Raw genomic sequence first — 25,792 nt, 5'->3', positions numbered from 1 at the left:
TTGGGGAAGAACGGCCGCAGCCGCTCCATCTGATCGTCCGTCAGCCAAAAAAGGTCGCTCATCACCAGTCTCCTCGTGGAGCCTGAATCAGATCGCGACGCTCACATCAATGGGTCCTGACCCTAGTAAGCACGCGAGTGTCCGGCACTGCTGCCGAGGAGTTAGTCGACGAAGGTCAATTTCAGCAGGCTACCGCTCCAAAGCAGCCGTTTCGCTTTCCACCAGTTTTGTCCGGAAATTCGATTCCGCTAAACCGTGGAGCGTGGCTGATTATCAGGCTGCCGTTAATGGCGGCAGGTCGGGGTAGCCCATGGAATTCGTTGGTTCGCGCTATCGTAACCCCTATGTCAGATATGACGCGCGCATCAGGAGACTTCATGACCAACGACACCGCAAACACCAATGCCACGGAACTGGCGACGGACCTGACCATCGCGTGGCTGGCAAACCCCAACACCCGCTCGCCTGCTGACGAAGTGCCTGCATTTTTGCGGAAGATGCACGAAACGGTGTCTGCGCTGCTGGGCGGTGGAGCCACGTCGACTGCCGAGACCGAGACGCCGGCTGAATATGTGGCGGCGGTCACCGCGCGGAAGTCGCTTGCGTCACGGGATCACATCATTTCGATGATCGACGGCAAGCCTTACAAGACGCTGCGCCGTCACTTGGCCACGCACGGCCTCACGCCGGAGGAATACCGTGCCCGCTACAATCTGAAGGCCGACTACCCCATGGTGGCGGAAAGCTATTCGGAGAGCCGTCGCGCCATGGCCAAGCGGATTGGCCTGGGTCGTAAGCCGGGACAAAGCCCCAAGGCTGCACAGGTCGCCAAGCCGGAAGCCGCTAAAAACTCACGCAAGGGCAAGTCGGTCGCAGCTGCCAAGGCAGCGGCGCAGGCGCATTTGAGCGGCAGCGCTGCGTAGAGGAAAAGGGGGCGGAATTGACCGCCCCCTCTGAAAGTGCATCTGCCGCTGCCTTTGTGGCAAACTGCAAAAACTCATGGTTGCGCCGTATGGCCCAACACAAAGTTTGAAGACAGTCAGTCAGTCTTGGGATGACGTGAGTGTGTGATGGCGCTGGCGTATACGGCTCGGTGCGTAGCCCAGGTGGGGATAATCACGGAAGAGGCGGGCCCATGCATCGGGGAGCGCCCGTCGGCGGGCCAGCTTGCAATTCCGCCGGCTGCTGCACGTTGTTCAGAGCCAATCTGACGTCACCTGTAGCGAAAAATTCTTCACAGGGGGGGCGATGCGGCGCGACGCATCGCATTAGCTCACATGCTCCGGTTCATCGACGACCGTCAGTGCTCGCCAAAAACCTGATCAAAAATGGGCACGAAAGTGGGCATCATCCGATTAAAACGAAAATAATACATTAAAAACAATTAGATCTGGCGGAAGAGGTGGGATTCGAACCCACGGATGGCTTGCACCATCGCCGGTTTTCAAGACCGGTGCCTTAAACCGCTCGGCCACTCTTCCGGGATCGCGGTGGGAGGGGCCTGTACGCCAAGCTGCGGGCTGAATCCACTGTCGATTTTAGGGCGGGCGGCGCGGCTGGGCGTGCCGGTCTTGCGGTGGTGCGAGGTTCCGGCTTCGGCCGGGCTATGGCACATAGGCTTGCATGTGGGGGGACATTACCCGGCGCCTGAAGCGCCTCGCCATCGTGTCAATCTTTGCGGCTTCGGTCAGCGCCGCACCCGCCTGCGCGCAAGACGAGGCCGGGTTCCAGACCTATCTGCAACAGGTGCGCGGGACCGCGACGGCGCAAGGCGTCAGCCGGGCGACGCTGGACTCGGTGCTGCCGACGCTGACGCTGAATTCGCGCGTGATCGAGTTGGACCGACGCCAGCCCGGCGGCCCGGCCAATAGCGGCTTCAGCCCCTTTGCCCCTTATAAAGCCGCGCATGTCGACGCCGCGCGCATCGGGCGCGGGCGGACCAAATATCTGGCGCAGCGCCCGCGCCTGTCGCGGATCGAGCGCGAGACGGGCGTGCCGGAATCGATCATGGTCGCGATCTGGGGCCATGAGACGAATTACGGGGCCTATACCGGCAATTTCGACCTGCTGCGCTCGCTGGCGAGCCTGGCCTATGAGGGGCGACGGCGGCCGCTGTTCGAGGGCGAGTTCATCGCCGCGCTGAAGATGATGGACCGGGGCGTGACCCGCGACCAGCTGAAGGGCAGTTGGGCCGGTGCGACCGGCAATCCGCAATTCCTGCCCTCCATCTATCTGCGCCTGGCCCGCGACGGCGATGGCGACGGGCGCGCGGACATCTGGAACAGCGAGGCGGATACGCTGGCCTCGATCGGCAATTATTTCGTCAATGCCGGATGGCGCGCGGGCCAGCCCTGGGGCTTTGCGGTGACCGTGCCCGCCGGGTTCGACCGTTCGATGGTGCGCAACCGGCTGGTCAGCCCGCGCTGCCCGCGCGTGTTCGAGCGGCATAGCGGCTGGCGGACGATCGCCGAGTGGCGCGCGCTGGGCATCGTGCCGCAGGGCGCGGCCTGGCCGAACGACCAGGTGCTGGCGACGCTGATGGAGCCGGACGGGCAGGGGGCGACGGCCTATCTGCTGACCGGCAATTACCGGGTCATTCTGGATTACAATTGCTCGAACTTCTACGCGCTCTCCGTGGGGTTGCTGGCCGATGCGATTGCGGGCTGAGGCGATTGCGCTGCTGGCGCTGGCTTTTGCCGCGCCGGTCGCCGCTACCCCCGCCGAGGACGCGTCGCCGGTGCGTTACGGCAAGTATGACGCTACCGGCCAGGCGAGCTGGTACGGGCATGAGCTGGCCGGGCGGCGCACCGCGACGGGCAAGCGCTTCGATCCCGACGATGTGATGATCGCGCACCGCACCCTGCCGCTTGAGTCGATGGTCGAGGTGACGGACGTCGATACCGGCCGGGCGATCGTCGCGCGGGTCGGGGACCGGGGGCCGGGGCGCGCCGACCGGGTGGCGGATTTGTCGCTGGGCGCGGCCAAGCTGCTCGGCACCAACCGGCGTGCCGTCGCGCATATCCGGGTGCGGGCGCTGTCGGCGGGCAGCGACAGGCCGGGCCTGATCCTGGCGGGGGCGAGTGCCGTTCCGCCGGTCGCCCGCCCGATCGCGCTCGATCCCCAGGCCCGCTACCGCGTGCAGATCGCCAGCTTTTCCAACCAGGCCCGCGCCCGTGCGCTGGCCCTGCGCTTCGCCGCACGGGCGATCCCCGCAGGGCGCGTCTGGCGGGTGGAACGCGCCGGAATGAATGCCGATTCCGCCAAAGCGCTGCGTGACGCGGCGGCAGAGGCGGGTTATGACGACGCCCGCATCCTGCATCAGGATTGACCTCCCGGCTCCCTTTGGTCACGGAACACCCATGAAGACCCTGTACGCAACGTTCGCCGCCCCGCTCGCTCTCGTCGCGCTGGCCTACCCCTCGATCGCGGCCGCGCCGCAGTTCGACACGCCCGCGCCGGTCGCCTTCATGAAGGACCTGTCCTCGGGCGCGATCCTGTTCCAGCGGGATGCCGATCGCCGGATGCCGCCCGCCTCGATGGCGAAGATGATGACGGTCTATGTCGCCTTCGACCTGGTCAAGAAGGGCCAGCTGAAGCTGAACGACATGGTCACGGTGCAGCCGGAGACGTGGAAGAAGTGGCACGGGCCGCAGGCGGGTTCGACCATGTTCCTGTCGCCGAACGAACAGGTCAGCGTCGCCAACCTCCTCTATGGCATCGTCACCCTGTCGGGCAACGACGCGTGCGTCGTGCTGGCCGAGCATATCGCGGGCACCGAGCAGAATTTCGTCGAGCGGATGAACCGCACCGCCAAGCAGATCGGTCTGAACAACAGCCATTTCGGCACGTCGAACGGCTGGCCGGACGGCGGCGTGACCTATGTCACCGCGCGGGACCTGGGCGATCTGGCCGATCACACGATCCAGGACTTCCCGCAGCTCTATAAGCAATTCTATTCGAAGCGGGACTTCACCTGGGGCAAGACGATGGGCGGCAACGCCATCACCCAGGCGAACCGTGATCCGCTGCTGGGCCGCGTCGCCGGTGCCGATGGCCTGAAGACCGGCCATACCGAAGAGGCGGGTTACGGCTTCACCGGCTCGGCCGAGCAGAATGGTCGCCGTCTGGTGATGGTGATGGCCGGGCTGAACAGCTCGAACGCGCGCGCCGAGGAATCGGTGAAGTTCATGAACTGGGGCTTCCGCGCATGGCAGGCCAAGCCGGTCGTGGCCAAGGGCAAGAAGGTGGCGGATGCCGAGGTCCAGATGGGATCGTCGAGCAGCGTCGGCCTTGTCGCGCCGCGCCAGCTGACCGTGACGCTGCCCGCAGGTCTCGACCCCGCGATCAGCGCCAAGGTCGTCTATCAGGGCCCGATCAAGGCGCCGATCAAGGCAGGCCAGCATATCGCCGATCTGGTCGTCAGCTCGCCCGACATGCCCGCGCAGCGCCTGCCGCTGGTCGCGGACAAGGATGTCGAGGAAGCGGGCTTCTTCGGTCGCGCCTGGTCCGGGCTGACCTCGCTCTTCGGTTGATCGCAGGCTGATGCTGCCGGTCGGCAATGATGCGGGCCAGGCTGCCTTCGCCGCCGCGCTGGGCGGGGCCAAGCTGCACCATGCCTGGCTGATCGCCGGGCCGGAGGGTGTCGGCAAAGCCGGCTTCGCGCGCGCGGCGGCCACGCGGCTGCTGGCGCGGGCGAGCGGGGCGGGGGCCTTGCCGCCCGGGCTGGTGGTGCCGGAGGATCATCCGACCGCCAAGCTGATGGCGGCGGGGTCGCATCCCGATTTCCGGGTGATGGCGCGGCTACCAAAGGATGCCGACAAGCCGGATCAGGACCTGGCGCGGTCGATCACCATTGCGCAGGTCCGCACGCTCCAGCCGATGTTCGCGACCGCGCCCGCCATGGGCCCGGCGCGGGTCGTCCTGATCGACGCGATCGACGATCTGGAGCGCGGCGGGGCCAATGCGCTGCTGAAAAATCTGGAAGAGCCGCCTGCGGGCACGGTGTTCCTGCTGGTCAGCCATGCGCCGGGGCGGTTGCTGCCGACGATCCGTTCGCGTTGCCGGTTGCTGCGGTTCGAGCGACTGTCCGACGCCGATGTCGCGCGGGTGTTGCGCCAGCAACTGCCCGAGGCGGACGAGAACGAGATCGCCTCGCTGGTCGTGGTGGCCGATGGTGCACCGGGCCGGGCGCTGCGCTTTGCCGGGCTCAACATCGCCGGGCTGGACAGTGCCATTGCGCGGATCGCGGAGACGGGCGATCCTGGCAATGCCGAGCGGGTGAAGCTCGCCAAGTCGCTGGCGGGCAAGGCGTCGCAGGCGCGGTACGAGGCGTTTCTGGACCGGGTGCCTGCCTTTATCGCGGGCCGTGCACGCGGTCGGTCGGGGCCGGGACTGAAGGTGGCGCTGGATGCCTATGCGGCGGCGCAGGATCTGGCCGGGGCGGCGCGCGGGCTGTCGCTCGACGCGCAGGGGACGGTGTTCGAGATGGCGGGGATCATCGCGACGTTGCGGTGAGCGATTCCCTTGGCCTTCGACTTCGCTCAGGCTGAGCGGATGTTCCCATTTGGCCCCACTCCCCATAGCCGTTCAGCCTGAGCGAAGTCGAAGGCCACGCCCCGCCGCCGACCAAATACCCCTTACAGACCCACCCGCTCGAAATGCCCGGGCGCGAAGCCCTCGATGGCCAGCGCGGTGATCCGTTCGGCCACCACTTCCGGGGCCTTGACCGAGGCGGGGTCCTCGCCCGGATAGGCCTTGGCGCGCATCTGCGTGCGGGTCGCGCCGGGATCGACGATGGCGGTGCGGATCGCACTGATCTCGGACGTCTCGTCACCATAGGCGCCGAGCAGCGTCTCGAACGCCGCCTTGGACGCGCCGTACGCGCCCCAATACGCCCGCGGCTTGCGCCCCACCGAAGAGGTGACGCCGATCACCCGCGCGCCGCTCGAACGGCGAAGCATCGGGTCGAAGGCCGCGATCATCGCCGCCTGCGCGCTGACGTTCAAGGTCAGGACGCGTGCGAACTCCTTGGCGTCGATCGCGGGCACGGCGGCCAGCGAACCCAGCATCCCGGCGTTCAGAACCAGTACGTCCAGCGCCTTCCAGCGCTCACCGATGGCATTGGCAAGGCGGCCGATCGACTCGTTCTCGGTCAGGTCGAGCGGCGCGATGGTGGCCGATCCCCCGGCGTTGAAGATGGTCTCCTCGACCTCTTCCAACCCCTTGGGCGTGCGCGCGGTCAGGACGACATGCGCGCCCGCCGCGCCCAGCGCGATGGCGGTCGCCGCGCCGATACCCCGGCTGGCCCCGGTGACCAGCGCCAGCTTGCCGTCGAGCGCACCCGCCATCAGGCGACCCGCTCAGCCAGCATCGCGAACTGGTCGACCGACGCGGTTTCGTCATGGTCGGTCAGCGTCGTCGGATAGTCACCGGTGAAGCAGGCGTCGCAATAGCTCGGCTTGTCGCCGCGCGACGCGTTCAACGCCTTGTACAGCCCCTCGATCGACACGAAGGACAGGCTGTCGGCATGGATGAAGTCGGTCATGCCGCCCAGGTCCAGCTTGGCCGCGAGCAGCTTGGCGCGCTCGGGCGTGTCGACGCCGTAGAAGCAGGAGTGGCGCGTGGGCGGCGACGCGATGCGCATATGCACCTCGGCCGCGCCCGCCTCGCGCATCATCTGCACGATCTTGAGGCTGGTGGTGCCGCGCACGATCGAATCGTCGACCAGAATGATCCGCTTGCCCTGGATCAGCGCGCGATTGGCATTGTGCTTCAGCTTGACGCCCAGATGGCGGACCTTGTCGCCCGGCTGGATGAAGGTGCGGCCGACATAGTGCGAGCGGATGATGCCCAGCTCGAACGGAATGCCCGAGGCCTGCGCATAGCCGATCGCGGCGGGGACGCCCGAATCGGGGACCGGGATGACCAGATCGGCTTCGACCGGCGACTCATGCGCCAGCTGCGCACCGATTTCCTTGCGCACTGAATAGACCGACTGGTCGCCCGCGATCGAATCGGGGCGGCTGAAATAGACCCATTCGAAGATGCAGGGGCGCGGATCGACCGCTTGGAAGGGGCGGATCGAACGAATCTCGGTGCCCTGCACGATGACCAGTTCGCCCGGTTCGACCGCACGCTCGAAGGTCGCGCCGCACACGTCGAGCGCCACCGTCTCCGACGCGAAGATCACCGCGCCGTCCAGGCGACCCATGACCAGCGGACGGATGCCCAACGGATCGCGGCAGGCGATCATGCCCTCGGGCGTCATCACGATCAGCGCATAGCCGCCCTCGACCTGCTTCAGCGCGTCGATGAAACGGTCGAGCAGGGTGCGGTAGTTGGAGGTCGCGACCAGATGGATGATCGTCTCGGTATCGCTGGTCGACTGGAAGATCGAACCGCGACGCACGAGTTCGCGACGGAGCTTCATCGCATTGGAAATATTGCCGTTATGCGCGATGGCGAAGCCGCCGGTCGACAGGTCGGCATAAAGCGGCTGGACGTTGCGCAGCGAGGTGTCGCCGGTCGTCGAATAGCGGACATGGCCGCAGGCGACTTCGCCCGGCAGGCCACGGATCACGTCGTCACGGTCGAAATTGCCCGCGACATGCCCCATCGCGCGGTGGGTATGGAACAGCGTGCCGTCGAAGCTGGTGATGCCCGCCGCTTCCTGCCCGCGATGCTGGAGCGCGTGCAGGCCGAGCGCGGTCAGGGCAGCCGCGCCATCGGCGCCGGTCACACCGAAAATACCGCATTCCTCGCGGAGTTTATCGTCGTCGAAGGGGTTGGTGGTCAGCATGGGAGAGGCGCTCGCAACGTTCGCAACTAAGGGGCAGACGGGGCGCATATAGGAACGTCGTCCGCGTTTGTCGCCTGTTTGTCATCATCCGCGGGATCATTTTCGCCAAGACTGCGTTTCGAAACCGAAAGCAGGAGATGCCATATGGCACGCGATCACGGCGCCCAGATCAAGGATGACGCCCTGTATGAGGACCTGCGCAAGCAGGGCCAGTCCAAGGAAAAGGCGGCGCGCATCGCCAATGCCAAGGCGAAGGGCAGCCTGGATCACAAAGCCACCCATCTGGAGGATCGGACCAAGAACGATCTGCTGGCCGAGGCACGCAAGATCGGCATCGAAGGGCGGTCGAAGATGAGCAAGGGCGAACTGATCGAGGCGATTCGCGGGCACGGGTAAGCTCGCTGGCGTTGTCGGCCCCTCCACCATCCTTCGGATGGCCCCCCTCCCCAAGCAAGCTTGGGGAGGAATTGGTCGCCTATTCTCAATCCTCCCCAAGCTTGCTTGGGGAGGGGGACCGCCGCGAAGCGGTGGTGGAGGGGCGGGGGAGCCTATCCGTAATGGGTGACTTGGCCGTGGTTCCGTTCTAACCCCGCTTCATGGCCGACCAACGCGACACCGGGCTGACGCTCGACCCCAAATTCGACGCCCATGGCTTGCTGACCGCGATCGCGACCGATCGGGCATCCGGCGAGTTGCTGATGGTGGCGCATATGAATGCCGAGGCGCTGGAGGCCACGCGGACCACGGGCGACGCGCATTTCTGGTCGCGCAGCCGGGGGCGGCTCTGGAAGAAGGGCGAAAGCTCGAACAATGTGCTGCGCGTGGTCGAAATGCGGATCGACTGCGATCAGGACGCGATCTGGCTGATCTGCGACCCGGCCGGCCCGGCCTGTCACACCGGCGCGCGCAGTTGCTTCTATCGTCGGATCGAGGGCGACGGGCTGGCGCCGGTCGCGTGATTCGAGGGATCGCGCTGGCGTCCCTGTTGCTGCTGGCTGCCTGTGGGCAGGCAGGTCAGGGCGGGGAGGACAAGGCGGGCGAAAGGCTGGAGGCGGCGAGCATCGCCGTGGGGCTGGTCGCCGATCCGGCCGCCGCGCCGCTGGACGGCATCTGGTCGCGGGACACGGATCGCATGTGCATCCTGCCTGCCGGGACGGGGCCCGCCCGCCGGGTCGGCGTGATGCTGGATTATGGCGAGGGGCAGGGCTGCACTGCCATCGGTACCATGGAGCGATCGGGTGCGGCGTTGAAGCTGACGCTGGGTGCGTGTCGCTTCACCGCGCGGTTCGACGGGGACGCCATCCAGTTCCCCGCGACATTGCCCTCCACTTGCAATGCGTTCTGCACGGGCCGGGCGACACTCTCGGCACTGAATGTCGAACGGATCAGCGCTTCGGTCGCCGAGGCGCAGGCCTTGCGCAGTGCGAACGGCACCGCGCTTTGTGCTGATTGACGTTCACGTAAAGGGCATTTAGCCTCAGGCGCCATGATCCAGGTCGCCGCCTCCGCCGAACCGCTGCCCAGCGCCGATCGCGACGATTATTCGATCACCGAGCTGTGCGCCGAGTTCGGCGTCACCGCGCGGGCGCTCCGCTTCTACGAGGATGAGGGGCTGATCTCGCCGCAGCGGCGGGGCACGCAGCGTATCTATTCGCAACGGGATCGCGCGCGGCTCGCCTGGATCCTGCGTGGCAAGCGGGTCGGGTTCAGCCTGGCCGATATCCGCGAGATGATCGACCTGTACGATCTGGGCGATGGCCGCCGCCTCCAGCGCGAGGTGACGCTGGAGCGCTGCACCGCCAAGATCGAGGCGCTCCAGGCGCAGAAGCGGGATATCGACGCAGCCATCGCCGAGCTGACCGAATTCGTCGCACTGGTCGAATCGCACCGGGATTAATCGGCGATATTCCTCCCCTGTAAGGGGAGGGGGGACCATCCGAAGGAAGGAGGAGGGGTGTCGCCGGTAGCGATGGTCCACCTGCTCCAGCCATAACACCCCTCCGTCAGGCCTCCGGTCTGCCACCTCTCCTTACAGGGGAGGAATCTTTGCTTTTGGCTCGGCCGGTGGCGTGCTGGCGCGGCGGACGCCGGATAACTCGCCGGTGGGAGTCGGCGTCGGGCTGGGCTGCGGCGTGGGAGCGGCCAACGGGACGATGGTCATCGACATGCGCTTCATGCAGCGCGGGCCCTTGAACGCCGGATAGACGCCGCAATTCCACAAGGTCCGCTCCAGCCCGATGCCCGCATCGCGGAAATAGCTGAACGCCATCGTCTCCATCTGGACCTGATTGAGCGGCACCGAGAAGGCGGTCGCGGCGGCATCGCGCCACGCCATGACCGTGCAATGCTTGCGCGGCCCGCACAGGGTCGTCGCCAGCGCCGGGAAGCCGTCCGGCGAGAGTCCGGCGGGCAGGGTGATCAGGAAGGTGTCGGGCTCGCTGGCCAGCGGTGCCATGGTTCCTGTCGCGGCGGCCCCTTCGGCCAGCGCAGCTCCGGCATCGTCGCTGGCATCGGTCCCCGCCCGGTGCGCGGGCGAGAAGGGGGCCAGCTGGGTGATGACCGGCTCCCCCGCCAGCATATGCCGGTTGAAGGCGGGCGGCGTGCCCCACCAGCCGGACCAGCGGAAGAACAAATGGCTGCCGACCCGCGCCACCTTGTCCAGGCTCGCCTGCCAATAGGGCACGACCCAATCGGTATGATAATGGGTCGAATGGCCGACCGCCGGGAAGACCTTGCCGTTCAGCGCCATCGCCGCGACCTGGCGCGCGCGGGTCCAGGCGGCTTCGGGCGGCTGCCACTTGGTCAACGCCCCGTCGCAGGTAAAGGTGAACTGGCAGCCGGTGCTGCGCTCCTGACCCTCGAACACCACGCCGCACACCGTCTTGGGGAAGGCGGGATGGCGAAGCCGGTTGAGCACGACCTGCGCCACCGCCTGTTCGCCCTTGGCGTCGTCGCCCGCTTCGTACAGCACACCCGCCGCCAGACAGTCGAGCGCTCGCGCCTTGTCCTCCGCCGATCCGCGATAGAGGAAGGGCCGGGCGGCCGGGTTGCGATCGGTCGAGAACGGTACGCCCGCATTATAGGCGCGCGCCTCGTCCGGGCTCATGTCGACGAACGCGACCGGCTCGACCGGGGGCAGCTCGGCGGGAGGGACGACGCGCGGCGCGGGGCGAGCCCGCTGGGCCGACCTGTGCTGGGTCCGGGGCATGTCGGGCGCATTCGCCACGAGCAAAGCCGGTACGACGCTGGCCGTACCGGCGATCACGATCAGGGGGGCGAACAGGGCCGCGCGGAGGCCGCCGCGCGGCCGGGACACATCGCTCACTGTTCGGGCAGGAAGTCCGGCACCGACAGATAACGCTCGCCCGTGTCATAGTTGAAGCCCAACACGCGCGTGCCGTCGGGCAGGTCGGGCAGCTTCTGCAGGATCGCGGCCAGCGTCGCGCCCGACGAGATGCCGACCAGCAGCCCCTCTTCGGTGGCCGAGCGGCGCGCCATGTCCTTGGCGACATTGGCATCGACCTCGATCACGCCGTCGATCGCCTGGGTGTGGAGATTGGCGGGGATGAAGCCTGCGCCGATGCCCTGGATCGGGTGCGGACCCGGCTGGCCGCCCTGGATGACCGGCGAGGCGGCGGGTTCGACCGCATAGACCTTGAGGCCCGGCCATTCCTTCTTCAGCGTCTCGGCGACGCCGGTGATATGGCCGCCGGTGCCGACGCCGGTGATAATGACGTCGATCGGCGAATCACGGAAGTCGTTCAGGATTTCCTGCGCCGTGGTGCGCACATGCACGTCGATATTCGCCGGGTTCTCGAACTGCTGCGGCATCCAGGCGCCGGGGGTCTCGCGTACGATCTCCAGCGCGCGTTCGATCGCGCCCTTCATGCCCTTTTCACGCGGCGTCAGGTCGAAGGTCGCACCATAGGCCAGCATCAGGCGGCGGCGCTCGATCGACATGGATTCGGGCATGACCAGGATCAGCTTGTAACCCTTGACTGCCGCGACCATCGCCAGGCCGACGCCGGTGTTGCCGCTGGTCGGCTCGACGATGGTGCCGCCGGGCTTCAACTCGCCCTTGGCCTCGGCCGCCTCGATCATCGCCAGGGCGATACGGTCCTTGATTGACCCGCCGGGATTGGAGCGTTCCGACTTGATCCAGACCTCCGATCCGGGGAACAGCCGCTGGAGCTTGATGTGCGGCGTATTGCCGATCGTTTCCAGGATGGTGTTGGCCTTCATGGCTTGGCTTCTCCGTGGCTAGGTTCGGTTGCAAGGATTTCAGGCGGATCAAAGGTTCGCGCGCGTCGGAGTTCCGGGAACAGTCGCGACCAGAGCAGGGTGACGCCGATCGCGCCCAGCCCGCCGAACACCACCGCGCCGACCGGGCCGAGGATCGAGGCCATGACCCCGCTCTCGAACTCGCCCAGTTCGTTGGAGGCCGAGATGGTCAGCTGCGACACCGCGCTCACCCGTCCGCGCATTTCGTCGGGCGTGTGAAGCTGGATCAGCGACTGGCGGACATAGACCGACACCATGTCGGCGCCACCCGCGCAGATCAGCGCGATCAGGCTGAGCAGGAAGGCGGGATGGATGAAGATGTTGAAGCCGTTCACCGCCAACGTCCCCGTGTCCAGACCCAGCGCGCCGGTGATATGGCTGGCGATACCGAAGGTCAGGATCGACAGGCCGAATACGACGACCGCGATCAGCATCTTCACCCCGACATTCTGCGTCATCGGCTTGAACGAGAACCAGATCGCGGTGGTGGCCGCCCCGATTCCCATCCCCGCCGCCAGCACGCCCAGGCCCTGCGACCCGACATGCAATATGTCGCGCGCATAGACCGGCAACAGCGAGGTCGCGCCCGCCAGCAGCACCGCGAACAGATCGAGCGTGATCGCCGCCTGCACCAACCGGTTGCGGCGGACATAGCTGAACCCCTCGACGATTCGGGTCAGCGGGCGGCGGTCGGTCTGCGCCGGGGGCTGCGGCACCGGGCCGATCAGGAAGATGCAGAACAGGGCGACGGCGAACAACAGGGTCGCGACGCCGTAGGCGAATTCGGGATGCACCGCGTAAAGCAGGCCACCGACACTCGGCCCCGCAATCGTGCCGACCTGCCACGCGATCGAGCTGACCGCGATGGCGGTCGGCAGGCTTTCGCGCGGCACCAGATTGGGGGCGAGCGAGGAATAGGCCGGTCCCGAAAAGGCACGCGCGATGCCGAAGGCGACGGCGGCGGTGAACAGTGCGCCCAGCGTCAGATGCCCCGACCAGGTGAGCAACCAGAGCGTCGCGGCGGTGAGAACCAGAAGCGTCGTCGTCGCCCGCACGATCCAGCGCCGGTCGACGCTGTCGGCGACCAGCCCGGTGATCGGGGTTAACAGAAACAGCGGCACGAACTGCGCAAAGCCGATCATGCCCAGCATGAAGGCGGCTTGGCGCACGTCCATCGTCTCGCGCGCCAGATTGTATACCTGCCACCCGATGACGATCGACATGGCGGAAACGGCGATGGTACCGCTGAACCGCGAAAGCCAGTAGCTGCGGAAATTGGCGATGCGGAACGGGTGAACGGGTCTATCCATAATCGGCCAGCGTTGTAGGCTGCGGTTCGCCGACAAGGCAACCAAGGCAAAGCTATTCCCCGCTAAATTCCCGCTGTCCTGATGGGAATTAAGAGGGGGAATTGAGTTTCATGACAAAGCACGCCAATAGGCGTCCATCCTTCCCTAACGGAAACAAAGGTGTTCCCGACTGTGGCAAAAGCTCCAAGCCGTACCAGCGAGCCCCCCATTCCCAATCGGGAGCGTCCCGCCGAACCGCAACCGTTCCAGGCTACCAAGGAACAGTTGCTGGATTTCTACAAGCAGATGCTCCTGATCCGCCGCTTCGAAGAAAAGGCGGGTCAGCTTTATGGCCTGGGCCTGATCGGCGGTTTCTGCCACCTGTATATCGGCCAGGAAGCCGTGGCGGTGGGTCTCCAGTCGGCGCTCGACGGCGACAAGGATTCGGTCATCACCGGCTATCGCGACCATGGCCACATGCTCGCCTATGGCATCGATCCCAAGGTCATCATGGCCGAGCTTACGGGGCGTGCCGCCGGCATCTCCAAGGGCAAGGGCGGGTCGATGCACATGTTCTCGACCGAGCATAAGTTCTACGGCGGCCACGGCATCGTGGGCGCGCAGGTGTCGCTGGGCACCGGCCTGGCGTTCGGGCACAAGTACAGCAATGACGGCGGCGTCTGCCTCGCCTATTTCGGCGACGGCGCGGCCAATCAGGGCCAGGTGTACGAGAGCTTCAACATGGCCGAGCTGTGGAAGCTCCCGATCATCTTCGTGATCGAGAACAACCAGTACGCCATGGGCACCGCGGTCAACCGCGCCTCGTCCGAGGACCAGCTGTATCGCCGTGGCGAAAGCTTCCGCATCCCCGGCATCCAGGTCGACGGCATGGACGTGCTGGCCTGCCGCGGTGCGGCCGAAGAGGCGCTGGCCTGGGTCCGCGCGGGCAAGGGCCCGGTCATCCTCGAGATGAAGACCTATCGCTATCGCGGTCACTCCATGTCCGACCCCGCCAAGTATCGCAGCCGCGAGGAAGTGCAGGGCGTGCGCGACAAGTCCGATCCGATCGATCACGTGAAGCGTCTGCTCGAAGAGCAGGGCGTCACCGAGGCCGATCTGAAGGTCCTGGAGCAGGACATCCGCAAGCAGGTCAACGAAGCGGCGGACTTCGCCGAGCAGACCCCCGAGCCCGACGTGGCTGAACTCTACACTGAAGTGCTGGTGGAGCGTTACTAAGATGGCGATCGAGATCAAGATGCCGGCCCTTTCCCCGACCATGGAAGAGGGCACGCTCGCCAAGTGGCTCGTGAAGGAAGGCGATACGGTCAAGTCCGGCGACATCATGGCCGAGATCGAGACCGACAAGGCGACGATGGAATTCGAAGCCGTGGATGAAGGCGTGATCGCCAAGATCCTGGTGGCCGAGGGCACCGACAATGTGAAGGTCGGCACCGCCATCGCGCTGCTGGCCGAAGAGGGCGAGGACGTCGCATCCGCTGCCGCTTCGGGTTCGCGTTCGGGCGATGCCGCCAATGCCGCGCCGAAGAACGAGGCGACCGACCACAACGCGCCGCCGATGCCAGAAGGTGCCGCCGCCGCCGAGCAGGAAAGCGGCACGCAGAAGCTGGTCGCCGCGGCCGAGCAGGAAGCGCCCGCCTCGCCGGAAATCCCGGAAGGCACCGAGATGGTGAAGCTCACCGTCCGCGAAGCGCTGCGTGACGCGATGGCCGAGGAAATGCGCGCCGACGACCGCGTCTTCGTGATGGGCGAGGAAGTCGCCCAGTATCAGGGCGCGTACAAGGTCACGCAGGGGCTGCTGGACGAGTTCGGCGACCGTCGCGTCATCGACACGCCGATCACCGAATATGGCTTTGCCGGTGTCGGCACGGGTGCCGCCATGGGCGGCCTGCGCCCGGTCATCGAGTTCATGACGTTCAACTTCGCCATGCAGGCGATCGACCACATCATCAACTCGGCCGCCAAGACCAACTATATGTCCGGCGGCCAGATGCGCTGCCCGATCGTGTTCCGTGGTCCCAACGGTGCCGCCAGCCGCGTCGGTGCGCAGCACTCGCAGAATTACGGCCCGTGGTATGCCTCGGTCCCCGGCCTGATCGTGATCGCGCCCTATGACGCGGCCGATGCCAAGGGCCTGCTGAAGGCGGCGATCCGTTCGGAAGATCCGGTCGTGTTCCTCGAGAACGAGCTGATGTACGGTCGTTCGTTCGACGTGCCCAAGCTCGACGATTTCGTCCTACCGATCGGCAAGGCGCGGATCATGCGAGAGGGCAAGGACGTGACGCTCGTCTCCTACTCGATCGGCGTGGGCGTCGCGCTCGAAGCCGCCGAGAAGCTGGCAGCCGAGGGCATCGACGCGGAGGTCATCGACCTGCGCACGCTGCGTCCGCTCGACACCAAGACGGTGCTGAAGTCGCTCGCCAAGACCAACCGTCTGGTCGTGGTCGAGGAAGGCTGGCCGACCTGCTCGATCGCTTCGGAAATCACCGCCGTCGTGATGGAAGAAGGCTTCGACGACCTCGACGCGCCGGTGCTGCGCGTGACCAACGAGGACGTGCCGCTGCCTTATGCCGCCAACCTCGAAAAGCTGGCGCTGGTCGACGCGAACAAGGTCGTCGCGGCGGTCAAGAAGGTGACCTATCGCGGCTAAGCCGTGGGGTATCCTTGCAATTTGAAGAGGGCCTTCCGGGAAACCGGGAGGCCTTTTTCATGCGCACGACCTGTGCGAAGGGCAGGGGATGACCGACGCTCCCGCATCCGCTACGCCCCCGCCCGCCATCGAAGCGGTGATGCGCGAACAGGCGCTGGCGGTGGGTTATGCACCCGCGTCGGCACGCGAGGGGTTTGCGGCGCTGCTGGATCTCGACCACCAGCTTGCCTCGATCCTGCAAAGCACGACCGAGCCGATGATCGGCCAGATGCGGCTGACCTGGTGGTATGAAGCGCTGGAAAAGCTCGACCGCGAGCCCGCGCCCGCGCATCCGGTGTTGCAGCGGCTGGCGGACTCGGTCCTGCCCGGCGGCGTCCGAGGTGCCGACCTCGCGCCGATGATCGAGGGGTGGGAGGCACTGCTCGATGATGGCGAGGCGCTGGATGACGAGCGCATCGCGCGCCATGCCGAGGCGCGTGGAGGCGTGTTGTTTGCGAGCGTCGGCCGGTTGCTGGGGCAATCGGGGACGGCGCCGCTGGGGGAGGGATGGGCGAAGGCCGATCTGGCGCAGCATGTCTCCGATGAAGCGACCCGCACGCGAATCGGGGCTGCGGCTTTGTTGGATTTGGACGCCATACTGGCGTCGAAATCACCCAAGCCGGTTCGGGGTTTGAGTGGATTGGCCATCCTGGCCCGCGAAAGCCTACGCCACCCGGATCGCTTGCCGGGCCACCCGATGCGCGCCGCGCGATTGGCGTGGCACGGTCTGACGGGGCGCTGACGCCCCTATTCTCGCGACGGAGCCGTACCCCGGCGGAGGCCGGGGTCCAGTTACTATGCGGCTCGTAGCGCGGCATGGATAGGCGAAGAAGCAAATGCCTGCGCTGTCGATAAGGCAGAGAAACTGGGCCCCGGCCTTCGCCGGGGTACGCCCGAGGTGCGGCAGGGCCAGCAACCCCGTTCAGCCTGAGCGAAGTCGAAGGCCAAGGGAATCGCCTTGTCGCCCAGGCCTAACCCCGGTTAACCATAAGCCCGTCGAACGGGGGGAGACGGAACCGATGTGGCGCTATCTGGCCGGTGGGTTGGGCACGCTCGTGCTGGTGGGCGCAGGGCTGTTCCTATGGGGCAGCCGACCCGACACACCGTCCCCGCTCCCCGCCGCAAGTGCCGCAACGGCGGCTTCCCCGCAAACCGCCGCCGACGACGCGCCTTTACCCGAAGCCTCCGCCCGCACGCGTGAACAGAAGCGCTTCGACCGCTACGACAAGGACCGCGACGGCACGATCACACGCGAGGAATATCTCGCCGCGCGTCGCAAGGCCTATGCCAAGCTGGACCGCGACGGCGACGGCAAGCTGTCCTTCGACGAATGGGCGGTCAAGGCCACGACCAAGTTCGCCACCGCCGACCGCGACAAATCTGGCACGATGAACGCGGCCGAGTTCGCCACCACCGCCGTCAAGCGTCGACCGGCTGCCCGGCGGGACTGTCCTCCGGCGCGAACGGCACCGGCTGAGGCACCGGAGGCGGGCCAGGCGGAAGAGAATTGAGCCAGCCGGGCAGCGCCTCGCGCGCGCGGTCGGTGTACATCCGCTTGCGGTCGGCCTTTTTCGTCCGGCCGGGAATGGGCGGGAACAGGCCGAAATTGACGTTCATCGGCTGATAGGTCTCGGCCTCCGCCAGCCCGGTGATATGGCCGAGCAGTGCACCCAAGGCGGTCTCGACCGGGGGCGGTGCAATGGTCTTGCCGGTCAGTTCGGCGGCAGCGAAACGTCCGGCGAGCAGGCCGATCGCCGCGCTCTCGATATAGCCCTCGCACCCCGTGATTTGGCCCGCGAAGCGCAGGTTCGGCCGTGACTTCAGCCGCAGCGTCGCATCGAGCAGTTCGGGCGAGCGGATGAAGGTGTTGCGGTGCAGCCCGCCCAGCCGAGCGAACTCGGCCTTTTCCAGGCCCGGAATGGTGCGGAAGATGCGGATCTGCTCGGCATATTTCAGCTTGGTCTGAAAACCGACGATGTTCCACAGCGTGCCCGCCGCATTGTCCTGGCGCAGCTGGACGACGGCATAGGGCCAACGCCCGGTGCGCGGGTCGTCGAGGCCGACGCCCTTCATCGGCCCGAAGCGCAGCGTCTCGACCCCGCGCTCGGCCATCACCTCGACCGGCATGCAGCCGTCGAAATAGGGCGTGTCCTTTTCCCACTCGCGAAACTCGGTCTTTTCACCGTCGAGCAATGCCTGATGGAAGGCGTAATATTGCTCCTTGTCCATCGGGCAGTTAATATAGTCTTTGCCCGTGCCCTTGTTCCAGCGGCTCTGGAACCAGGCGACGTCCATGTCGATCGACTCGCGGTGGACGATGGGCGCGATCGCATCGAAAAAGGCCAGCGCCTCCGCGCCGGTCGCCTCGCCGATGCCGCCCGCCAGCGACGGCGCGGTCAGCGGGCCGGTAGCGACGATCGCAGGGCCGTCGGGCAGCGTGTCGATCCGTTCGCGGACGATGGTGATGTTGGGATGCGCCGCCAGCGCCGCCGTGACGCCGCCCGAGAAACCGTCACGGTCGACCGCCAGTGCGGACCCGGCGGGCACCGCATGGGTGTCGCCCTTGGCCATGATGATCGAGCCGAGCGCGCGCATTTCCTGATGCAGCAGCCCGACCGCGTTGGAGGTCGCATCGTCGGACCGGAAGGAGTTGGAGCAGACCAGCTCCGCCAGGTCGCCGCCATGATGGGCAGGGGTGGTGTCCGCGCCCCCGCGCATTTCGGACAGGCGCACCTTCAGGCCCGCCTCGGCGAGCTGCCACGCGGCTTCCGAGCCGGCCAGCCCGCCGCCGATCACATGAATGTCATAGGTCATCCGGCCGCCTTAAACCCGGACGGCGCCGGTTGGAAGGACTTGGCGTGTGGGACCCGGCTCCCCAAGTCGGTGACATGACCACCATCTTCACCATCGGTTACGAGGGCGCGACCGTCGACGGCTTCCTCGCGACGCTGAAATCGGCCGGGGTCGAACGGCTGATCGACGTTCGCGCGTTGCCGCTGTCCCGGCGTCCGGGCTTTTCCAAGTCGCCGCTGGCCGCCGCGTTGAAGGAGGTCGGGGTCGATTATGTCCATCTGAAGGATCTGGGCACCCCCAAGCGCGGCCGCGATGCGGCCAAGAAGGGCGATGTCGGCACCCTGCGCGAGGTCTATGACGACCAGCTGGCCCTGCCCGAGGCACAGGCGGCCGCCGCGCGGATGCTCGATCTGGCGGGTGAGAAGCCCAGCGCGCTGCTATGCTTCGAGCGGGACCCCTGCCACTGCCACCGGACGCTGTTGCTGGAGGCGGTGGGGCAGGGGATGACCGTCGTCGATCTCTACGTCTGATCCGTCAGAGAACGGACGCGACGAAGGCGTCGGTGCGGTCGCGCAGCATCCCGATATTTCTTTCCAGCGCCTGGGCCAGGGTCAGCAACGATCCGGCGTCCTGGTCGATCCGGTTGGCATCCTGCTGCAACTGATGGACCTGCTGGCCGACGCGGTGCGCGGAGGCGACCGACTGGTCGACGCTGGCGGCGATGCCGGTCGTGGCGAAGCCCTGTGCCGCCACCGCCTCGTCGATCGATTGCGAGATGGCGCCGATCGTGTCGACCGCGCGGTTGAGCTGCGCCTGTTCGGCGACCAGCGCGTGGAGATTGGCGGTGACCTCGCCGATATTGCGCGCGGCGTCGCGTGCGGCTTCGCGGGTCTGCCCGGCCAGCGCCTTTACCTCATGCGCGACGACGGCGAAGCCCCGCCCGGCATCGCCTGCGCGCGCCGCCTCGATCGCGGCGTTCAGTGCGAGCAGATTGGTGCGCGCCGCGACGGTTTCGATCAGTGTCAGGAGGGTGTCGATCGTCGTCGCGCTTGCGGTCAGCGCATCCGCCCGCAGGTCGGTGGCGGCGATCCGGTGGCGGACGACCTCGCGAATGGTGCGCGACTGGTCCATGTCGCGGGTGATGGCAGCAAAGGCGTCGGCCAGACCATGGCCGCGCGCGGCGATATCGCTGAGCGCGTGGCCGGTATCGGCCATCGCCTCGGTCATGCGATCCGCGCTGCCCTGCGTCTCCCCGGCATAACGGGCGAGGGTGCTGGCCATGCCGCCCATATCGGCGGTGGCACGCAGCAGCTCCGCGGACAGGGCGGCGATGTCGGCGGTGAAGGATCTCGCCGCCTCGTCGATACGCCGCGCGCGCACCATGCGCTCCTGCGCCAGGGCCATCTGTGCGTCGGCCGCCAGTCGGGCGATCCGGGCGGCGTCGAGCAGGCCGGTGAACACGCCCTTGCGGGTCAGGATCAGCGCGTCGGGAGCGCCCCAATCGGCATGAAGCGCCAGCTTTTCGGCCAGCGGCGCGTCCTCCTCACAACTGGGATGCGAGCGGACATAGGCGGTCAGGCTGGCGCCGAAATCGGGGTTGTGAAGCAGCGCATGGCCGAACGGGTTGTAAAGCAACCCCTTCACATCGCGTTCGACGATCGCCCCGACCGGCCGTCGTTCGGCATCCAGGACCGGCAGCAGCCGCATGTCCGGGCTCTGCCGAAACAGCGCGATGGCGTCGATCAGCGATGCATCCGCCGCGATGACCGGGTTTTCCATAGTTGCGGACCAGGAGGAGAAGGCGGGCGGCTTCATCACGATCCGCCGTACGACAGGACCGTAAACGCGATGTGATGATTTTGTGACGTTTCGATGACGAAACGGAATCGGCCGATGCCGGTGGGGGGATTAGCCCGCCACCGGCAGACGGACCGTGCCGTCCTCGTCCCGCTTCATCGGGCCATAAGCGATCACCGCCGTCAGCGGCAAATCGGCATAAAGATGCGGGAAGAGTTGGCCACCACGGCTCTCCTCCCATTTCACCGCCTCGCCCATCGCCTCCAGATCGACGGCCGCGATGTGCAGGTCACTCTGTCCGGCAAAGTGCTTGTCCACCGTCTCGGTCAGCTGGGCGGCGGTCGAGAGGTGGATATAGCCATCGGCCAGATCCACCGGGGCGCCCGCAAAGACGGCCTCCTGCTCCAACACCGCCATCTGATCGGCGGTCAGCACCTTATAGGCGGTGGCGGGAAGGGTCATTCGCCGTCCTCCGGTCCGGCGGCCAGGTTCTCGCCGACGACCGCATCCGGCTCGGGCGCGATCTCGGGGGTGCCGTCGGCCAGGTTCATCTCGGCATCCTCCTCGGTCTCCTCGATGCGCGCGGCCGAGACGACATGCTCGCCCGGTGCGACGTTGAAGAGCCGCAGACCCGCCGAGCCGCGCCCGATGACGCGCAAGCTCGCCAGCGACATGCGGATCAGCTTGGCCTGGTCGGTCACGAGCATCAGCTGATGCCCCTTGGCCGCCGGGAAGCTGGCGACGACATCGCCATTGCGGGCGATATTGTCGATATTGGTGATGCCCTGACCACCGCGACCCGTGCGGCGATATTCATAGGCCGAGGACAGCTTGCCATAGCCATTGGCGCAGACGGTCAGGATGAACTGCTCGCAATTGCGCAGCTCCTCGAAGCGTTCGACCGACAATTCGGGCTCGCCTTCCTTCTCACCCTTCCAGGGGGCGAAGCGCAGATAAGCCTCGCGCTCCTCCTGGGTGGTGCCGACGCGGTGCAGAACCGAGAGCGAGATAACCTCGTCCTCACCCTTCAGCGCGATGCCACGAACGCCGGTCGAGGTGCGGCTCTGGAACTCGCGGACATCGTCGGCGGCGAAGCGGATCGCACGACCGCAACGGGTGGCGAGCAGCACATCGTCTTCAGCACCGAGCAGCGCGACGCCGATCAGCCGGTCCTCGCTGCCCTCTTCGAAGCGCATCGCGATCTTGCCGTTCGAGGGCACGTTGGTGAACGCATCCATCGAGTTGCGGCGCACCGCGCCCTTGGCGGTGGCGAACATGACGTGGAGCTTGCCCCACTCCGCCTCGTCCTCGGGCAGCGGCAGCACGGTCGAGACGACCTCGCCCGGGGCCAGCGGCAACAAATTGACCATCGGCCGTCCGCGCGTGGCGGGTCCGCCCTCGGGCAGGCGCCAGACCTTATAGCGATAGACCTTACCATGGTTCGAGAAGAACAGGACCGGCGTGTGCGTGCTGGTCACGAACAGCTCGGTGACGACGTCCTCGTCCTTGGTCGCCATGCCCGAGCGGCCCTTGCCGCCCCGGTTCTGCGCACGGAAGGCATCGAGCGGGGTGCGCTTGATATAGCCCTGCATGGTCACGGTGACGACCATGTCCTCGCGCTCGATCAGATCCTCGTCGTCGATGCCATCGGCGGCGGCCGCGATTTCCGAGCGGCGCGGAGTCGCGAACTGGTCGCGGATCGCCACCAGCTCGCCGCGCATGACCTCGTAGAGCTTCACGCGGTTGGCGAGGATTTCGAGCAATTCGGTGATCGAGTCCGCCAGACCCTTCAGCTCGTCGCCGATCTCGTCGCGGCCGAGCGCCGTCAGGCGATGCAGGCGCAGGTCGAGGATGGCGCGAACCTGGGTCTCCGACAGGCGATAGGTGTCGCCGAAGCCCTCATGCTCGACTGCTTCGACCAGGCGGATATATTGCGCGATCTCGGCGATCGGCCATTCGCGGGCGAGCAAAGCCTCGCGCGCGGCGACTGGCGAGGCCGAGCCACGGATGATCCGCACCACCTCGTCCAGGTTCGTCACCGCGATAACGAGGCCCAGCAAGATGTGCGCCCGCTCGCGCGCCTTGGCCAGTTCGAACTTCGAGCGGCGGGTGATGACCTGCTCGCGGAACTGGACGAACGCCTGGATGATGTCGCGCAGGTTCAGCAGCTCGGGCCGACCGCCGCGAATGGCGAGCATGTTGGCCGGGAAGCTGGTCTGGGCGGGGGTGTGCCGCCACAGCTGGTTGAGCACGACCTCGGGGGTCGCGTCACGCTTCAGGTCGATGACGATGCGAACGCCTTCGCGGTTCGATTCGTCGCGAATGTCGCTGATCCCCTCGATCCGCTTTTCCTTGGCGGCCTCGGCGATCTTTTCGACCAGCGCGTTCTTGCCTTGCTGATAGGGGATTTCGGTGAGGACGATGGCCCGGCGGTCGCCGCGCATCTCCTCGATCTCGTGGCGCGAGCGCACGATGATCGAACCGCGCCCCGTCTGGTACGCCGAGCGCGCGCCCGAGCGGCCCAGGATCAGCGCGCCGGTGGGGAAGTCGGGTGCGGGGACGATCTCGTTCAGTTCCTCGACCGTGATCGCGCCGTTTTCCATATAGGCGAGACAGGCATTGACCACCTCACCCAGATTGTGCGGCGGGATGTTGGTCGCCATGCCGACCGCGATACCGCCCGCGCCGTTGACCAGCAGGTTCGGGTACTGGGCGGGCAGGACCGAGGGTTCGCGTTCCGAGCCGTCGTAATTGGGCTGGAAATCGACCGTGTCCTTATCGAGATCGTCGAGCAGCGAATTGGCGACCTTCGCCAGACGCGCTTCGGTATAACGCATCGCGGCGGGCGGATCGGGGTCCATCGAGCCAAAATTGCCCTGACCGTCGATCAGCGGCACGCGCATCGACCAGTCCTGCGCCATGCGGGCCAGCGCGTCATAGATCGCGCTGTCGCCGTGCGGGTGGTATTTACCCATCACGTCGCCGACGATGCGCGCCGACTTGCGATAGGGCTTGCCCGCGACGAAGCCGCTTTCGGCGGCCGAATAGAGGATGCGGCGATGGACGGGCTTCAGGCCGTCACGGACATCGGGCAGCGCACGCGCCACGATCACGCTCATCGCATAGTCGAGATAGCTCGACTTCATCTCGTCGACGATGGAGATCGTCGAAATATCGGAAGGTTCCGCGAGGGTCGTCTCGTCGGCCAAAGTCTGTTGCTTTCCGGCTTGATGGTCAGATGGGAACCGAAGGTACTAGCCGAGCGTGAGCCGCCTGACCACCCCCGCGCGACCATTCGCGAGCAGCCGTTTGGGAGGAACGGTGACTGCGCGGAACGAGGCGGCGGGGGCAGGCCCGACGGAATATGCTCCCCCCTCGGCAGCAGGTTCGCGGGACTTTGGAGGCGCTGGCCGCCGACGGGAGTAAACGGCGGCCAGCAAGGGTCTTATGGAATTTCAGTGGTTTCGGCTGGATGTCGCAAATGTTACAATGCTGTAATCTGAATGATAATCAGGGGCATAGGCTATTCCTCCCCTTGCAGAGGAGGAATGGTTAAGGCTGGACCTCTTTGCCTTCCCAGTCGAACAGCTTGCCGCTGTCGGGGGCCTTCAGCCCGTCGATTACGTCGAGCAGTTGGACCGCCGCTCGGTCGGGTGCGAACAAGCCACCGGGGCGGACATTGCCCTGGAACGGCCTGGACAGCGCGGTGTCGACCGTGCCGGGGTGCAGCGCGACGATGATCGAGCGATCGTTGCGACGCTTGTGCTCGATCGCCAGCGTCCGGACGAACTGATTGAGCGCGGCCTTGGACGCGCGATAGCCATACCAGCCTCCCATGCGATTGTCGGAGATCGACCCGACCCGCGCGGAGAGAACCGCGAACAGCGTCTTGCCCGTGCGCGGCATCAACGGCAGCAGACGCTTGGCGACCAGCGCCGGGCCGATCGCGTTTACCGCGAAATTGCGTGCCAGCCATTCGGGCGAAAGCTGGTCGAGCGCCTTTTCCGGCCCCCGTTCTCCGTCATGCAGCAGGCCGGTGGCGACGATCACCAGATCGGGGGCGGGGCCCTTGGCGATGCGTTCGGCGGCGGCGGCGATGCTGGCTTCGTCCTCGATATCGATGTGGCCGTCACCCGGCATCGAGCGGGCAAGGCGGGTGACGCGGACACCCTCTTCCTCCAACGCATCGGCCATCGCCTGGCCGATCCCGCCCGAGGCACCGATGACGATCGCCTGCTTCCACTCGCTCATCGCACGAATCTCCAAAGGGTCGGCGTGCTCGCCTCGGCATCGAACGCATAACCGTCGCTATCGAAACCGCGCATCGCATCGGTATCGGTGACGTGATGTTCGATCATCCAGCGGGCCATGGCGCCGCGCGCCTTCTTCGCATGGAAACTTATGAAACGGTCGCCCTCGCGGAAATCGACCGCGATGACCCGGATGGCGGCGGGCAGCTTGCCCTCAACCGCGTGCCAATATTCCTGGCTGGCGAGGTTCAGGATGGTGCCGGAACCCTCCGCCTCGACCTCTTGGGTCAGTCGCTCGGCGATGCGGTCTCCCCACCAGTCGGTCAGCTTGCCACCGCCCGATCCAGCTTTATGGGGCGCCCAGCGCGTGCCCATTTCCAACCGATAGGGGCGCATGGCGTCCAGCGGGCGGAGCAGGCCATACAGGCCCGACAGCATCCGCAGATGGTCCTGCGCGAAGAGGACAGCGGGCACGTCGAGCGACTTGGCCTCCAGCCCGGTGTACACATCACCGGCAAAGGCGAACATGGCGGGCCGCTCCGGCGCAGTGGCGAAATCGCGGAAGCGTTCGGCATTCAACTGCGCCAGCGCGGGCGAGATTCGCATCAGCGAGGCGAGCTTCTCCTCGCCCAGTCCGGAGGCCGCCTCGGCCAGGGTCTGCGCCTCGTCGGCGAAATGGGGCGCGGTCGGCGCAAGGTCGGGCAGGGGGCTCTGATAGTCGAGCGTCTTGGCGGGGGAGATGACGGCGATCATGCCGCGCGGGCTAGCGCCGGGAGCGTTCGCGTTCAATCCGCGTTCAGCGGTTGTTGGATAGAGGGGACATCCATCAATCGCTTTGCTTGAACGGGACGCGCGCTGTCCCTATCAAGCCTGCCAT

Annotated in this window: 25 protein-coding genes and 1 tRNA gene; 14 read left to right on the top strand and 12 right to left on the bottom strand. The window is 66.4% G+C overall.

Going from position 1 to position 25,792, the window contains the following annotated elements:
• Positions 1-377 precede the first annotated feature (377 nt).
• Positions 378-923 (top strand): Ros/MucR family transcriptional regulator, encoded by a 546-nt coding sequence (locus tag GGQ89_RS15520; protein ID WP_184106325.1) that lies wholly within the window; start codon positions 378-380, stop codon positions 921-923.
• A 468-nt stretch (positions 924-1,391) separates the two neighbouring features.
• Here GGQ89_RS15520 and GGQ89_RS15515 read toward each other — a convergent pair.
• Positions 1,392-1,481 (bottom strand) — tRNA-Ser (locus tag GGQ89_RS15515).
• 142 nt (positions 1,482-1,623) lie between these two features.
• Here GGQ89_RS15515 and GGQ89_RS15510 point away from each other — a divergent pair.
• From GGQ89_RS15510 to GGQ89_RS15495, 4 genes are read left to right on the top strand one after another with little or no spacing between them, the layout of a single operon-like run.
• Positions 1,624-2,667 (top strand): lytic murein transglycosylase, encoded by a 1,044-nt coding sequence (locus tag GGQ89_RS15510; protein WP_076715731.1) that lies wholly within the window; start codon positions 1,624-1,626, stop codon positions 2,665-2,667.
• Complete coding sequence (locus GGQ89_RS15505) at positions 2,651-3,328, top strand: septal ring lytic transglycosylase RlpA family protein (RefSeq protein ID WP_184106324.1); 678 nt, start codon at positions 2,651-2,653, stop codon at positions 3,326-3,328. The genes GGQ89_RS15510 and GGQ89_RS15505 overlap by 17 nt, the downstream gene beginning before the upstream one ends.
• Positions 3,329-3,359: 31 nt before the next feature.
• Positions 3,360-4,532 (top strand): D-alanyl-D-alanine carboxypeptidase family protein, encoded by a 1,173-nt coding sequence (locus GGQ89_RS15500; protein ID WP_184106323.1) that lies wholly within the window; start codon positions 3,360-3,362, stop codon positions 4,530-4,532.
• Between the two features lie 7 nt (positions 4,533-4,539).
• On the top strand, positions 4,540-5,514 hold the full coding sequence (locus GGQ89_RS15495; protein ID WP_380773610.1) for an AAA family ATPase: 975 nt from the start codon (positions 4,540-4,542) through the stop codon (positions 5,512-5,514).
• 122 nt (positions 5,515-5,636) lie between these two features.
• On the opposite strand, the gene GGQ89_RS15490 is transcribed toward GGQ89_RS15495, so the two are convergent.
• Together GGQ89_RS15490 and purF are read right to left on the bottom strand one after the other, a co-directional pair.
• Positions 5,637-6,347 (bottom strand): SDR family NAD(P)-dependent oxidoreductase, encoded by a 711-nt coding sequence (locus tag GGQ89_RS15490; protein WP_184106321.1) that lies wholly within the window; start codon positions 6,345-6,347, stop codon positions 5,637-5,639.
• A complete protein-coding gene (gene purF / locus GGQ89_RS15485) occupies positions 6,347-7,798 on the bottom strand; it encodes an amidophosphoribosyltransferase (RefSeq protein ID WP_172839649.1) in 1,452 nt (483 codons plus the stop codon). The genes GGQ89_RS15490 and purF overlap by 1 nt, the downstream gene beginning before the upstream one ends.
• 144 nt (positions 7,799-7,942) lie before the next feature.
• Between purF and GGQ89_RS15480 the strand changes: the two genes are divergently transcribed.
• From GGQ89_RS15480 to GGQ89_RS15465, 4 genes are all read left to right on the top strand, one after another.
• On the top strand, positions 7,943-8,194 hold the full coding sequence (locus GGQ89_RS15480) for a Rho termination factor N-terminal domain-containing protein (RefSeq protein WP_184106320.1): 252 nt from the start codon (positions 7,943-7,945) through the stop codon (positions 8,192-8,194).
• Positions 8,195-8,394: 200 nt separating this feature from the next.
• Positions 8,395-8,757 carry a phosphoribosyl-AMP cyclohydrolase gene (gene hisI / locus GGQ89_RS15475; protein WP_076715739.1) on the top strand — a complete coding sequence of 121 codons (363 nt, stop codon included), beginning with the start codon at positions 8,395-8,397 and terminating at the stop codon, positions 8,755-8,757.
• Positions 8,754-9,251, top strand: a complete 498-nt coding sequence (locus tag GGQ89_RS15470; RefSeq protein ID WP_338112278.1) for a hypothetical protein — start codon at positions 8,754-8,756, stop codon at positions 9,249-9,251. Before hisI ends, GGQ89_RS15470 begins: the two co-directional genes overlap by 4 nt.
• A gap of 33 nt (positions 9,252-9,284) precedes the next feature.
• Positions 9,285-9,695, top strand: a complete 411-nt coding sequence (locus GGQ89_RS15465) for a MerR family transcriptional regulator (RefSeq protein WP_076715741.1) — start codon at positions 9,285-9,287, stop codon at positions 9,693-9,695.
• Positions 9,696-9,827: 132 nt separating this feature from the next.
• On the opposite strand, the gene GGQ89_RS15460 is transcribed toward GGQ89_RS15465, so the two are convergent.
• From GGQ89_RS15460 to GGQ89_RS15450, 3 genes are read right to left on the bottom strand one after another with little or no spacing between them, the layout of a single operon-like run.
• Entirely contained in the window at positions 9,828-11,123 is a 1,296-nt protein-coding gene (locus tag GGQ89_RS15460; RefSeq protein ID WP_184106319.1) for a cell wall hydrolase, read from the bottom strand.
• The gene (cysK, locus tag GGQ89_RS15455; protein ID WP_076715744.1) at positions 11,120-12,040 is read right to left on the bottom strand and encodes a cysteine synthase A; all 921 of its coding nucleotides are present in this window, start codon (positions 12,038-12,040) and stop codon (positions 11,120-11,122) included. Before cysK ends, GGQ89_RS15460 begins: the two co-directional genes overlap by 4 nt.
• Positions 12,037-13,389, bottom strand: coding sequence for an MFS transporter (locus GGQ89_RS15450; protein ID WP_056432894.1), 1,353 nt, complete (start codon positions 13,387-13,389; stop codon positions 12,037-12,039). Before GGQ89_RS15450 ends, cysK begins: the two co-directional genes overlap by 4 nt.
• A 171-nt stretch (positions 13,390-13,560) precedes the next feature.
• On the opposite strand from GGQ89_RS15450, the gene pdhA reads away from it, so the two are divergent.
• From pdhA to GGQ89_RS15430, 4 genes are all read left to right on the top strand, one after another.
• Positions 13,561-14,604 (top strand): pyruvate dehydrogenase (acetyl-transferring) E1 component subunit alpha, encoded by a 1,044-nt coding sequence (gene pdhA / locus GGQ89_RS15445; RefSeq protein WP_056432896.1) that lies wholly within the window; start codon positions 13,561-13,563, stop codon positions 14,602-14,604.
• Between the two features lies 1 nt (position 14,605).
• Positions 14,606-16,036 (top strand): pyruvate dehydrogenase complex E1 component subunit beta, encoded by a 1,431-nt coding sequence (locus GGQ89_RS15440; protein WP_184106318.1) that lies wholly within the window; start codon positions 14,606-14,608, stop codon positions 16,034-16,036.
• 88 nt (positions 16,037-16,124) lie between these two features.
• Positions 16,125-16,817 (top strand): squalene/phytoene synthase family protein, encoded by a 693-nt coding sequence (locus GGQ89_RS15435; protein ID WP_184106317.1) that lies wholly within the window; start codon positions 16,125-16,127, stop codon positions 16,815-16,817.
• A 277-nt stretch (positions 16,818-17,094) separates the two neighbouring features.
• Positions 17,095-17,586, top strand: coding sequence for an EF-hand domain-containing protein (locus GGQ89_RS15430; protein ID WP_184106316.1), 492 nt, complete (start codon positions 17,095-17,097; stop codon positions 17,584-17,586).
• Here the strand turns inward: GGQ89_RS15430 and trmFO are convergent.
• Positions 17,495-18,889 carry a methylenetetrahydrofolate--tRNA-(uracil(54)-C(5))-methyltransferase (FADH(2)-oxidizing) TrmFO gene (gene trmFO / locus GGQ89_RS15425; protein WP_184106315.1) on the bottom strand — a complete coding sequence of 465 codons (1,395 nt, stop codon included), beginning with the start codon at positions 18,887-18,889 and terminating at the stop codon, positions 17,495-17,497. The genes GGQ89_RS15430 and trmFO overlap by 92 nt on opposite strands.
• A 74-nt stretch (positions 18,890-18,963) precedes the next feature.
• On the opposite strand from trmFO, the gene GGQ89_RS15420 reads away from it, so the two are divergent.
• The gene (locus GGQ89_RS15420) at positions 18,964-19,398 is read left to right on the top strand and encodes a DUF488 domain-containing protein (RefSeq protein ID WP_184106314.1); all 435 of its coding nucleotides are present in this window, start codon (positions 18,964-18,966) and stop codon (positions 19,396-19,398) included.
• A gap of 4 nt (positions 19,399-19,402) precedes the next feature.
• On the opposite strand, the gene GGQ89_RS15415 is transcribed toward GGQ89_RS15420, so the two are convergent.
• The 5 genes from GGQ89_RS15415 to GGQ89_RS15395 form a co-directional block, all read right to left on the bottom strand.
• Entirely contained in the window at positions 19,403-20,683 is a 1,281-nt protein-coding gene (locus GGQ89_RS15415; protein WP_206362704.1) for a methyl-accepting chemotaxis protein, read from the bottom strand.
• Positions 20,684-20,776: 93 nt separating this feature from the next.
• Positions 20,777-21,127 (bottom strand): DUF952 domain-containing protein, encoded by a 351-nt coding sequence (locus GGQ89_RS15410; protein ID WP_184106312.1) that lies wholly within the window; start codon positions 21,125-21,127, stop codon positions 20,777-20,779.
• Positions 21,124-23,874 (bottom strand): DNA gyrase subunit A, encoded by a 2,751-nt coding sequence (gene gyrA, locus GGQ89_RS15405; RefSeq protein WP_184106311.1) that lies wholly within the window; start codon positions 23,872-23,874, stop codon positions 21,124-21,126. The genes GGQ89_RS15410 and gyrA overlap by 4 nt, the downstream gene beginning before the upstream one ends.
• Positions 23,875-24,217: 343 nt before the next feature.
• Positions 24,218-24,916 (bottom strand): SDR family NAD(P)-dependent oxidoreductase, encoded by a 699-nt coding sequence (locus tag GGQ89_RS15400; protein WP_184106310.1) that lies wholly within the window; start codon positions 24,914-24,916, stop codon positions 24,218-24,220.
• Complete coding sequence (locus GGQ89_RS15395) at positions 24,913-25,668, bottom strand: YaaA family protein (protein WP_184106309.1); 756 nt, start codon at positions 25,666-25,668, stop codon at positions 24,913-24,915. Before GGQ89_RS15395 ends, GGQ89_RS15400 begins: the two co-directional genes overlap by 4 nt.
• Between the last annotated feature and the right edge of the window lie 124 nt (positions 25,669-25,792).

Origin of the sequence: Sphingomonas yabuuchiae (genome assembly GCF_014199595.1) — a bacterium.
In the GTDB taxonomy this organism is placed as follows: Bacteria; Pseudomonadota; Alphaproteobacteria; order Sphingomonadales; family Sphingomonadaceae; genus Sphingomonas; species Sphingomonas yabuuchiae.
This window is presented reverse-complemented; position numbering and strand designations above follow the sequence as displayed.